Here is an 11,639-nt window from a genome sequence, read left to right on the forward strand (position 1 = left end):
GTTTTTACTTAGTTTTTGTGATTGTAAACATAAACGGTCAATGGTGCAAAGATTGCAACCACCAGTACGCCAGCTCCTAAGACTATCCAAGCTTGTGTTGGCCAAGCCCCGTGGTTAAGCATCATGCGTGAAGCTTGAATAACATATGAGACGGGATTGATGTTTACCAAAATTTGCATCGCATGTGGCAACGTCTTAACTGGCACAAATGCACTTGATAGGAACGTCAACAACAACATCGTAATCAATGACACACTTTCCACCATTGTTGAACTCTTAGCCAACATGCCGTATAGCGCGAAAATCCAGCTCAACGCCCACCCTAAGAAGACATCTAGCACCACGACAACAATGACCCAGCCAAAGCCAGCAGCAGGTCGCCACCCCATCAAGAAACCAGTCGTTAATGACGCAACGGCCGCAATGAACAAGCGCAAAATATCAGCGAGTAGTTGTCCAGCTAATGGTGCGATATGTGCAATTGGTAATGACTTCAAGCGGTCATAAATACCTGAATTCAAATCATCGCTAATCTGGGTACCTGAACCCGCTGCCGCTGAAATCAACGCCTGCATCAGAATACCAGGCACAATCGTTGGCAAATAAGCGTGTACGTTACCGGCAATCGCCCCACCAAACAAGAAACCAAACATCAACATAAACATCACCGGTTGCACGATGACGTCCAAAAATTTGTCTGGGTTGTGGAGCGTCTTCAATAAGTTACGATATGCCATCGTCGCAATATTTGCAAATACATTCGTCTTGTGTGGTTGTACATCCATCATGATTTTTGCCTCTTCTCTTAATTCTTACCAACCGTCAATGCAAAGAACACGTCATCCATTGATGGCTGTTCAACTGACATGTTTGTCATCGTCACGCCCGCTGCCGTAATGGCTTGGAGGACCCCCGCAACGGTATTAATATCATCAATTGCCACTTCAACAACATTACGGGTTACTTGCGGTGTTGCCGGTAAAGTGTTCGCCATCACACCACGCGCTTGTTCTGCTTGTGCATCGTCTACCACTTCAACGCGTAACTTAGCACCACCAACTTGTGCCTTCAATTCAGCCGGTGTCCCGATACTAACCAACTTACCGTGGTCAATCACCGCAATACGATCAGCCAACTCGTCCGCCTCTTCCAGGTATTGCGTCGTCAACACGATGGTTGAACCAGCCGCAACTAATTGTCGAATGGTAGCCCACATCTGCGTACGTGTACGTGGGTCCAAACCAGTCGTTGGTTCATCTAGGAAAATTAAAGCGGGACGTGTAATTAAACTAACTGCCAAATCCAAACGTCGACGCATCCCACCTGAAAAGTTTGAAATTGCTTTATCAGCTGAATTTACTAGTGAAAATTCTTCCAGCAATTCAGCCGTCCGAGCTTTCGCTTCCTGGCGTGACAAACCATTCAAGCGTGAAAAAATCATCAGGTTCTCGCGAGCAGAAATATCTTCATCAACCGATGCATACTGGCCAGTTAAGCCAAATAATGAGCGTACCGTTTGTGATTCTGTCTTCACGTCGTGACCAAAAATTTTAATGTCGCCACTTGTTGGTTGGAGTAACGTCGTCATCATACGCAACGTGGTCGTCTTGCCGGCTCCGTTGGGTCCTAATAAGCCAAATACCTCGCCACGCTTAATGTTGAATGATACTTGATCAACCGCCGTTTGTTGACCAAACGTCTTCGTTAATCCGTTAATTTCTACTGCATATTCTTCAGTCATGATAATGCCTTCTTGTTTTTAAAATTAATTATCAGGGTACCTGACGAAAATAATAATAAGGGTACCTGATTAAATTGTCAACAACTTTGTTCAGGTACCCTGTCTATTTATCGTTTATTAAGCATTGAAAGCCTGTTATACTGGCTATAACAGAAAATAAAGGACGGCGAACATCATGGCTGATTTAATTGAAAAACACCAATTGGCGGCAAAATTATTTGAATTTACTTCATTGCAGCACTTAGCTGATGAACAAGTGGAACGTCACTCGCCTGTTTTTCGTGGCCAAAACAAAGTCCTTGTCGCATTAAGCGAAGGTGATAATATTTCGCAAAAAGAGCTTGCAGAACGCCTTGAAATGAGTGTTCAATCAACTGCTGAATTTGTTACCAAGCTAGTGAAAAAGGATTTTGTGACGAAAACAAAATCACCAACTGACGGTCGCATTCAATTAATTAAATTAACTGAAAAAGGGCGTCGTGAAGCTGAAAAAAGCTTATTTTACATTCCTGAATATTTGGATTATCTTGACCCTGAGGATTGGACACAGCTAGCAGCGATGCTAGATAGAATGAACGACGGCATTCGTGATCATTTGAAGATTGATGGTATCCAAAACTTGGGTACTCGGATTATGTTGAGCCAGTTGGATCGTAAGACTGAAATTGATAATAATGAAAAATAGCAAAAACCGCGTTGGAAAATTATCCAACGCGGTTTTCTGTTTATAACTATATCTTATTAACTACTTGGCGATTATTGCCGATTTCTCGACAAAATGACAGATATATATTACATAAAGCAAACTATATGTTACACTCTTGTTAGTTATAAACGTAACGGAAGAGGAATGGCCATGAATAACTCTGTACGTAAATACAGAACATTAAAGGGATTAACCCAAAAAGAGCTCGCTAACGCAATTGGAGTAACGCGCCAAACAATCGCTCTGATTGAAAAAGGGACCTATAACCCTACTATGAAACTCGCAATTGCGATAGCAACACAACTAGATACAGACTTAAATTCACTTTTTTGGAGGCAAGATACAGATGAAACCAACTACTGATGAGAGAATTATCCAGAAAGACAATGAAGTTGTTACGCGATCATTTGTATTTTTAGTTCTACTACTTATGCTATTTCTAGTGTCTGCGCATTTTTTTAAATCCGTACATGACAATCCTGAAATAACAATATTCACAATATTGATTGCGACGTTGTTCTATTCATTAATCGACTTCTTCATTTCAAAAACTTTATTTGCTGATGTACAAGATACAAAGGATTTAAAATTGAAGTTAAAATCACTGACATTCGATATCATCGTCTTCAATATTGTTTTAATCGGTCTATCTATGTTTCATGCAATCGATTTGAAGTTTAGTGGACTATTCCTTATCGCACTTCTCGTAATGGATATCGTACTTTTTATACTAGGATTTATCATTCTAAAACTATGGCTTGTTTTTACTGAGTAAACCACCGCAAAATAAGGCGCAATTCTGTCACTTTGGAAAGAATTGCGCCTTTTAACTGCATTCAAAAAATTATTTTTTAATCCTACTTAGCAACTTCAATCGCTGCCAGCACTTCTGCTATCGTACGTACCTTACCCAAACGAGGAAAAATGACTTCGACGGATGCGTTGTGACCTTGATCTGTGCGATCAGTCATTGCTTCTGGAACAAAGACCAAGTTATACCCATGTTGTGCCGCCTCACGGGCTGTTGTATCCACCCCAATTGACGTTGCAATTCCCGTCAAGATAATTGTATCGATACCCCGTCGACGCAATTGCACATCTAAATCCGTGCCATAAAATGCGCCCCAATTATGCTTGTTTACGACCGTTACATTAGTCGCCGTCTCATCAGCGGCAATATCCATTGCTAACCGTGTCGCTGCATCTGGTAATGGCTTTGCGACCTGATGTGGTGCATCTGTCACTGGATTCATACCTTCAGTACCATCATTCTTTACTCGCACAAGAACAATTTGGGCGGGCGTATTTTTCAACGCTGCCGCTAATTCATTGTTCCGTGCAATCACTGTTTCACCGTCATTAGGCGTCGTGACCCCGTTACGAATAATGCCATCTTGCACGTCAATTACGACCAATGCCGTACGCGCTAGATCAAAATCTAAAGCCATCTCACATACCTCTTCGTTCTTCGTATTAGTAATTTTCAGTGTATCACTTTACGAAGCGACATCACAAATGAAGATATTGTTTCACGTGAAACACACTAATAAGCAAACCAAACATAGCCTGGTTTCAAGATATGCTGACCACTTATTAATGGCTGGCCTTCATTCGGCACTTCAGAAATTACCAGATGATAAGCTACTGCTGGTTTATTCGTTGTGTACAGCGTTGGTAACATTAACTTAAATGTCCCCGACTTAATCTTAGCAACCATTTCGTCAAAATCATTATCTAACTCCCAGTCCGGCAACGTATGCTGTTGGCGCCCATCCGAGAATCGTAGGCCTTCTTCCAATAGGACAATGTCATTAATATCATCGATTGAAATATCCATTTCTAAGTCAGCTTGTAGCATTTGCTCCAGTTCTGATTTATTAGCTACAAAAACTTCAACTTACTCGCCAACTGTTCATAATTTGAGTGACCCTTTAACGTTAGTTTAGTTACAACGTCCATTGCTTAAATCTCCTTTTCTATTTCAACTAGTATCAAAATTATAAAATTCCACCGCGACATTATTTGTCGTTATTATCCTGACTATTTAAATCGGATTCCGTTAGCTTTTCATACGCCTCCAGTATGAAACCAAATGACATCATTAATACAAACATGAATGCCATCCCCAAAATGAATGTCTTTAACTCATGAGACTGGCCTAACAACGCCGCTTGCCTCATGAATCGCCAAATATAAGCACCAAAAAGCAGATTCAACAACAGCGCGATGCTTGCTTTTTGATAGAAAACAACTCTATCTTGCCAACTATTATTTTTAAACATATTCCTCACCTTTACGCACCAACATAATGACCCCAAACTGATAACACTTCAATCATATGATCGGCTGGAAACACCTGGTATACCACCCGATGTTGAACGTTCAACCGTCGTGAAAAAACTCTACTTTTACGGCCCGCAAATACCTTTAATTTTTCTGCGTCAGCCATTGGTTCTTCCTTAATATCGTCCAGTACGTTATTTAATTTTTCTGAAAAACCTGCTTTTTGCAATTGTTTCAAAGATTTCTTAGCCAACGTTGTGCCTAGTTTAATTGTGTACATTTTCCATTCTCACTTTCGCATCTCAGCTTCAATCTGGAGTAGTTTTACCCGATATTGAAATCTCAGAATGACAACTACTCCTGCAACAAATTCTGTCAGGCCGAAGAATTTCCAAGCAAGTATCAGAACTACCCGCAACACTTGTTCATGCGGATACATCCCCATCCAACGAAACATTAATAACACCAAAAATGTCGTTCCGTATATCACAATTAACTCTCTTAAAATCATGGTTACCGAAAGTTGCAACCAACGTTGTTTATATTCTTGTCGCGTCATTTTATTGATTCTCCGTCATATCTCATTCGATATGCTCATCATAATGAAATGACGCGACATTATTTGTCGTAAATAAAAACAGCGTCCAAATGTATGGACGCTGTTTCTGAATGCAGCTATTCTTGTGTTTAATTTACTAATATATATATCAGAACATCAAAATTTCTCTGGATAAATCATATACACAGACTTGCCACTTATACTTAATTGCCGCTTAAGTTGTTCATCTGTATTTATGTCCCCATCAATATTCACCTTAATAAGTGATATTCTATTCTCATCAAAATTGAATGAGTCGGTTTGAATATCGTCTAACGTAAGTACATTTTCCCGCGAAAATTCATTCACCATGTTATCGACGTCGCCACTAGTTAAAAATTATCCGGATTGAGCTATCAATCTTTGATGAATATTATTCGCTTTCACTGCATATGTGGTTAACAAATCAGACGGAACAATTTCGGGTTCAAAATTTCGTACATATTTTCTAACTTCATGAAGTAATCGATGTACTGATTTGTGCTTCTTAGTCTTAAAAACATGTTGTCTATTAAATCTTCTCGTCGAGATTAGTGTTTGCTTTGCTAATGTCAACAAATTTTTTCTATCACTATCATCTAAGGCTGCCATCGCAGTAACTATTTCAATGGCATCACTATTATTTGTCTTCACCCTAGAACTCGGTACAATAATCCAGTACATAGCTCGATTATTATCGTTCTCCTTTTGCCCGTCTAGTGCAAAAAACAAAGCGACCAAAATATCCTCTGTAATATCAATTAAACGTGTAGGAATTCCGTAGTGTTGCATCACGCTTAGATGGCCCAAATGATTTTGTGATTGACTAAATAACTCTGGATGCTTTTGAAGCGCCCTTTCATATTCTTCATTTTCAATCAATTTGTTTTTTTGTATGCGTGATATAGCTGGTCGAATATCCCACTCTGAGTTACGTTGGCCTCGATAATACACTTCAAGTCCATTTGCCCTATCAACGGCAGCCATAATCTCATCATTAATGTCATAAAGATCTTGTAAGGATTTAATCTTCCGAATCATACATATTCTCCATGCTCAAAAGTTCGCTATTCTTAACATAATTCATAACTCCCATAAGTTTCTGATCATCAAAATCATGAAGAACATCATTTATGATTACCTCTACATCTCCTGTAGACAACACTGCATTTACATGGAAGTTATCAGACGAGAAGATTCCCCCATAAGATTCTGTATAAGAAAATGATTGAATATCGTCCCACAAAATTTTCCGTTCGTCGATTTTATAAGGATAAAACTCCGAAGGTTCTTGCTCTTTAAGAAGGTACACCCCTGCCGTTCTTATATCCGTGCCCCCACGACTCTCCCAAATGACAACTTTGCCTTTATTAGCAATTGAATATTTCCCAATCCAAGTAGAATCACCTTCAGTTGAATTTTCAAAACCAGCCCCGCCATGACTCCAAATAGTCTGACTTTTTAAGAAACCAACTAAATCAAATTGGTGCAAACTGACTTCATCTTTTAACGCAGAATCAAACATCCCCTTCAATTCATAATTTTCGTCAGCCAAAAATACAGGTCCATTCTTAACATTTGCATGCAAAATACCAAATAATACGTCAACAGCTAACCCATTAGATGCCTTAAAATCAGGATACATATATGTCTCAAGTGTTCCATCTATCATCTTTAAAGTGATTGTATGCTCATTGTTTTGCGCCTTGTATATGTAAGCAACATTATCAAACGGAATTTTTGTAACAACGCCCCCCTCGACATATAAAACTAGCTCCGATAGTGTAATCGCCATACCAAAGCTACCCATATATGATGCCTGCATTACCACATCATCAAGTTCCGTGCCGTTAGTAACGTTGACCGTCTCCCCATTATAATCAAAGCGCTGGTAATTCCAGCCTTCCATTTCCCATCCATTTATTCCAAATGAATATTCGTTCCAAAATTCCTCAAATTTATCCAGAAAAAATCCTAATCGTTGTTCTCTATCCGGCCAACTTTGTGATGCTTTCTTTTCAGATTCAACCTTATCATTTTCTTCTTTTTCAACAAGCGCTGCCTCATAAGGTAGCACAATCGCATCACTCCCCATTGTCGCAACCTTAGCGTTAAGTCGATCAACAACCGCCACCTTGTCTCGCTTATTAAGATTAAAACTGTCAAACAAGTCTTCATATTGGTTATCAGAAAGGAATGATAGTTCTCCTGACCTGAGATAAAGATACTCGATTACGGCAGTATAGATAGCCCGAGACTCCTCTCGATCATCAATGTTTATAACTTTTGTTACATCAATAGTTTGTGGCGACTTTTCAATCTTTAAATACGCCGTCAAAGCCCGCAAGTAGTGCTTCTGCGCTTCGCTAGTTTGAACCATTTGGCCCAATGAATATAACATAGAAATCATAAACCATTTAGTGTCTTCGTTTAAATCCTCTCGAATATCTAATTCATCCACCAAATCAAATAATTTTTCACGCGCGTCTGATTCCAACATATCATGAATTGAATTAACATCGCCTTGGAGATTATCGATACCTGTTTTTAAATTATCAGAGACGTTTCCGATAGCCTTATCGACTTCATCAAACTTTTGACTGGCAACCTCTGCTGCGTCAGCCATCCCACGCTTATATTCTTTCTTTTTTCCAAACCCAAACAAACCCATTACTCATTTTCTCCTTCGTAATACACTTCAATATTTCTCTTTGGAATTTCTAACTTTTCACCTAACACTTCATCAGCCCAACCGTTTTTAAGGAACTCTTCCTTAACTTGACTGATGAACTTCGCATCTGAAAAGAGTCTGACAATCGTGACTAATAATCCTCCTATATCCAACTTATTCACCGCGACACCTGCTGTAGTCGGATTTGAAGCAAGTATCGCGACGTACACAACATTGCTTAACGATGCAATTGTATTTGAATAACTCAAAATTTTACGTGTTTTAACTTCAAAGAGTTTAATATCGCCGTCTTTTGATTCATCATACGTCAGCCGATGAATCATCCCTATTAACGCATTAATAGCTAATGATAACGAAGCTTGTCGACCAACAGTCAACACATTTGCCATATTCAAACCATAATCAGACAGTGTTTGTGCAAATTGTGGACTAGCGACAGCCAATCCGGGTAAGGCCAAGCTTTTTTTCGAATTAATATCACTTTTTAAGTGCATGCCTTCCATTAGCAGAGCTGCCGCCAGAATAGGTAATTTGTTGGGATTTCTAAACGGATCAATCAATCCATGTTCGATTACAAGTCGCGTTTGTGCATTTTCAGAAAAAAAGTCGCCTTTACCAGACACTCCAAATTGCCCATATCGCACATGATATGAGTGGAAATTAGCTAACGTAACCGTTCTAGTGGCGATATTAGCGGTACCAAATATCCAACCCAACAAAGGATCATGTCCCAGCGTTGCAAACCGGTGTCCATTCCCACCACCAAGATTTTCCCCAAATAACTTTGAACTGTTCTGCGTATCAAAAGGGACCGGATTATTTAAAATTTCTTCTACTGAACTTTGATAATAGCCACTGCCACGTAAATCCCGATTATAAGAATGACTTCCTGCAGCTGCTTGATCATTAGGCCGGCTACTTTGCGTAAAATTATTAGGGATTGCATACTGCCTAACCACTTGCAGTGCCACAGCCGTCATCAAGAAGCTCATATCTTTTTTGTTAAGTTTTGTCTTTTGACTAAATTCACGATCTAATCGATTTAATATTTGATCAGTGTCTTTAAGAACTGATGAGACACGTTGCACCTCATTTTGAACTAAGCTTAAATCGTTCACTGAGTCTTGCAAAAAATCAAACGTTCGATCTGACTTCTTTTTCATAGCTTTGATTTTATTTAATCTATTCATTTTCTCTCTCCAAAAAACGCCACTATTTTTAGTGGCGCTCGAAACCAAATCATATTATCATTATACTAAAATATAAATTAAGAATTTCAACAATATGTACCGGGTCAAATTCATATAATGGTTAGAATTATGGAATTTTATCCTAAATACGTATCAAAAATAGGATATTCATCCAATGAGCAAAAATAACATCAGTCGACCACTCCATCTCGCCCTAAAATTATTGGCCGGCGAACATATCTTCCCCGAACAATGGGCAATCGAAAATGACGTCAACATCCGATCAGTGCAACGCGACATCAGTAACATTCGCGAATCACTCGATAGCACCCAATACCCAGCTAAATTAACGAGCGATAAGCCATCAAAAAGTGTCTATCTTGAACGCAAAAACACTTTTGACAGCCCCGCAGCACTCACACTGGCAAAGCTTGTTCTCGCCAGTCGCGCGTTTAATAAGGATGAAATGGAACAACTCATAGCCAGCATTCTCGGCATGATGAGCACTGACGAAGCCGATCAAATCCGCACCACATTACGTAATGAACAGATTGCGTATACGCCGGTCTCCCACCATAAAGATTTAATCAACTTAGTCTGGGATATCAGCGGTTATATTGATGCTAAGCAAACAATTGCGTTCACCTATACCAATGCACAGGGTGGGAAGAAGAAATTATTCGGACTCCCCACTGGTTTGCTGTTTGATACGTACTACTTCTATGTCATCATCCACTTTCAAGCAACGGAGCACCACGCTGAACGTGACGCTTACTATCGTCTCGATCGCTTTGATAGCATTGAGCCAGAAAGTCGCCATATTGCTTATCCGTATGGCGAACGTCTCGAAGAAGGCGCTATTCGGCAAACGAACAACCTCATGCAAATCGGCAAGACGATTCAAGTCGAATTCGACTACACTGGGTTAATATCGGCCGCTCTAGATAAGTTCCCCAACGCCAAAATTACACGTGAAGGAACCACAGATATCCCCACTCGAATTCGCATTCCTGCAGTGACTGATGCCGGCTTTAAAATGTGGGCTCTCAGCCAAGGCGCCCGTGTAACCGTGGTCTCACCACCATCGTTACGTGACGCGATGATGCAAGAAATCAATCAAATGCTCACCCAATATCAAAACTAGCGAAACACCCGTCATTCTTGGCGGGTGTTTTTGCTTAGACGTTGTGCCTTTAAATCGTTAACTCCATACGTTGCTTCATGACGCTCGCCAATTTATCCAGAATTTCTTGCACATCTTCGTCATCTTCATAATCATCACGTGCGACAATGTATTCATTACGCAACTCAAACTCTCGACTGACCAATTCTTCAATGCGCACCAACCGGTCTAAAACATTCACCGGTACATCCCCAACCACTTGGCGAATTGCCTTTTCGCGAGCACCAAAAATACCCGCTTCCTTCTGCTCATTCAACTGCTGAACGGTTGGCGTTTCATCAGCAATTAATTCATTGAACATTGGCAACTTGCGTAGTGCAGCCATTTGATCATTACCAAACAACGACCACCCAAGCCCTTGTACCATGGGTTCCGCCTCATATTCACCTAACTTAACCAACTTTTCGACTGCATTATTCTTTGCCATCTTATCTGACCTCTTTCCTCTTGTATAACCACATACTACAAAAATCACGCGACACTATTTGTCGTTAAAAGCGATGTAACCACCATTCTTCAACATCCAGTAACACGCTAACTGGCGTTTGATATGCCGACAGCATAATTTCAGTATCAGCTGTTTTGTCTTGCCATTGTTGTGCCCGTTGGAACGTTTTATCTAAGCTGAAGAAAGACAATACGATTGTTAATGCCGCTGAATTCCCGGCCATAAAGGCCCTTTCATCGTTAAACAACGCACTGTCTGAATCATCAACAATCTGGACAGTCGCACCCGCTGCTTTCAAAACAGATGCGTACGCTGGCATGAATTGTTGTTGGTAACCAACCAACACAATATCCAAACCAGCTAGCGTCTCCTTGGGATGATCAACCATCAATCGTGCCTGGGTTGCCATTGCATCCGTTAAAAATGACGCATAGTCTGTTATCTCAAAACGGTCGCCATCACCAAACGACCCCGTTATTAAATTGCCAACAAATGCTACTGCTTCGGTATCCATAATTATCACCTCGCTTTACTTGATGACATCAGTATAAGCAAGGCACGCGACACTATTTGTCGTTGAAACAAAAAGATCAGACTTATATCTAACAGTCTGATCTTTTTAAAAACTAATCGACATCATCTCAGGCAACTAGACTAGTCAAATCATCTTTAATTGTTAGTTAGCGCTCGTTGTAACTCCTCGATACCAAACGTCTCTTCCAAATAGCGTCGTTGTGCATCAACCTTCCCCTGTAACTCAACCAATTCCTTTAAGGAAGCCGTTAACTCACGTGCTGCCTGTTCAAGCGCCGAGACTTG

General features: G+C 40.2%; 15 protein-coding genes. 3 read left to right on the forward strand and 12 right to left on the reverse strand.

Annotated elements, in window-relative coordinates:
* Positions 1 to 8: 8 nt before the first annotated feature.
* Together WEIDD23_RS07115 and WEIDD23_RS07120 are read right to left on the reverse strand one after the other, a co-directional pair.
* Positions 9 to 788: an ABC transporter permease gene (locus WEIDD23_RS07115; protein ID WP_010371094.1), complete on the reverse strand. Its 780-nt coding sequence runs from the start codon at positions 786 to 788 to the stop codon at positions 9 to 11.
* Between the two features lie 17 nt (positions 789 to 805).
* The gene (locus tag WEIDD23_RS07120) at positions 806 to 1,741 is read right to left on the reverse strand and encodes an ATP-binding cassette domain-containing protein (protein WP_010371097.1); all 936 of its coding nucleotides are present in this window, start codon (positions 1,739 to 1,741) and stop codon (positions 806 to 808) included.
* A 175-nt stretch (positions 1,742 to 1,916) separates the two neighbouring features.
* Here WEIDD23_RS07120 and WEIDD23_RS07125 point away from each other — a divergent pair, with 175 nt between their 5' ends.
* Positions 1,917 to 2,426, forward strand: a complete 510-nt coding sequence (locus WEIDD23_RS07125; protein ID WP_197458834.1) for a MarR family winged helix-turn-helix transcriptional regulator — start codon at positions 1,917 to 1,919, stop codon at positions 2,424 to 2,426.
* 171 nt (positions 2,427 to 2,597) lie between these two features.
* A complete protein-coding gene (locus WEIDD23_RS07130) occupies positions 2,598 to 2,810 on the forward strand; it encodes a helix-turn-helix transcriptional regulator (protein ID WP_043940534.1) in 213 nt (70 codons plus the stop codon).
* 494 nt (positions 2,811 to 3,304) lie between these two features.
* Here WEIDD23_RS07130 and WEIDD23_RS07140 read toward each other — a convergent pair whose 3' ends face one another.
* The 8 genes from WEIDD23_RS07140 to WEIDD23_RS07180 form a co-directional block, all read right to left on the reverse strand.
* On the reverse strand, positions 3,305 to 3,895 hold the full coding sequence (locus tag WEIDD23_RS07140; RefSeq protein WP_010371107.1) for an isochorismatase family protein: 591 nt from the start codon (positions 3,893 to 3,895) through the stop codon (positions 3,305 to 3,307).
* A gap of 95 nt (positions 3,896 to 3,990) precedes the next feature.
* Positions 3,991 to 4,305 (reverse strand): hypothetical protein, encoded by a 315-nt coding sequence (locus WEIDD23_RS07145; protein ID WP_010371110.1) that lies wholly within the window; start codon positions 4,303 to 4,305, stop codon positions 3,991 to 3,993.
* A gap of 160 nt (positions 4,306 to 4,465) precedes the next feature.
* On the reverse strand, positions 4,466 to 4,729 hold the full coding sequence (locus tag WEIDD23_RS07150) for a hypothetical protein (protein WP_010371112.1): 264 nt from the start codon (positions 4,727 to 4,729) through the stop codon (positions 4,466 to 4,468).
* An 11-nt stretch (positions 4,730 to 4,740) separates the two neighbouring features.
* Positions 4,741 to 5,010: a type II toxin-antitoxin system YoeB family toxin gene (locus tag WEIDD23_RS07155; RefSeq protein ID WP_010371114.1), complete on the reverse strand. Its 270-nt coding sequence runs from the start codon at positions 5,008 to 5,010 to the stop codon at positions 4,741 to 4,743.
* A gap of 9 nt (positions 5,011 to 5,019) precedes the next feature.
* A complete protein-coding gene (locus tag WEIDD23_RS07160; protein ID WP_010371116.1) occupies positions 5,020 to 5,289 on the reverse strand; it encodes a hypothetical protein in 270 nt (89 codons plus the stop codon).
* 378 nt (positions 5,290 to 5,667) lie between these two features.
* Positions 5,668 to 6,348: an FRG domain-containing protein gene (locus WEIDD23_RS07170; protein ID WP_062358875.1), complete on the reverse strand. Its 681-nt coding sequence runs from the start codon at positions 6,346 to 6,348 to the stop codon at positions 5,668 to 5,670.
* Complete coding sequence (locus WEIDD23_RS07175; RefSeq protein ID WP_010371119.1) at positions 6,332 to 7,978, reverse strand: hypothetical protein; 1,647 nt, start codon at positions 7,976 to 7,978, stop codon at positions 6,332 to 6,334. The genes WEIDD23_RS07170 and WEIDD23_RS07175 overlap by 17 nt, the downstream gene beginning before the upstream one ends.
* Entirely contained in the window at positions 7,978 to 9,189 is a 1,212-nt protein-coding gene (locus tag WEIDD23_RS07180; RefSeq protein ID WP_010371122.1) for a hypothetical protein, read from the reverse strand. Before WEIDD23_RS07180 ends, WEIDD23_RS07175 begins: the two co-directional genes overlap by 1 nt.
* 175 nt (positions 9,190 to 9,364) lie before the next feature.
* Here WEIDD23_RS07180 and WEIDD23_RS07185 point away from each other — a divergent pair, with 175 nt between their 5' ends.
* Positions 9,365 to 10,333 carry a helix-turn-helix transcriptional regulator gene (locus WEIDD23_RS07185; protein ID WP_010371124.1) on the forward strand — a complete coding sequence of 323 codons (969 nt, stop codon included), beginning with the start codon at positions 9,365 to 9,367 and terminating at the stop codon, positions 10,331 to 10,333.
* A 49-nt stretch (positions 10,334 to 10,382) separates the two neighbouring features.
* Here WEIDD23_RS07185 and WEIDD23_RS07190 read toward each other — a convergent pair whose 3' ends face one another.
* Positions 10,383 to 10,799, reverse strand: coding sequence for a hypothetical protein (locus WEIDD23_RS07190; RefSeq protein WP_010371127.1), 417 nt, complete (start codon positions 10,797 to 10,799; stop codon positions 10,383 to 10,385).
* Between the two features lie 64 nt (positions 10,800 to 10,863).
* Positions 10,864 to 11,334, reverse strand: a complete 471-nt coding sequence (locus tag WEIDD23_RS07195; RefSeq protein WP_010371128.1) for a hypothetical protein — start codon at positions 11,332 to 11,334, stop codon at positions 10,864 to 10,866.
* Between the last annotated feature and the right edge of the window lie 305 nt (positions 11,335 to 11,639).

Origin of the sequence: Weissella sp. DD23 (assembly GCF_001579105.1) — a bacterium.
In the GTDB taxonomy this organism is placed as follows: domain Bacteria; phylum Bacillota; class Bacilli; order Lactobacillales; family Lactobacillaceae; genus Weissella; species Weissella cibaria.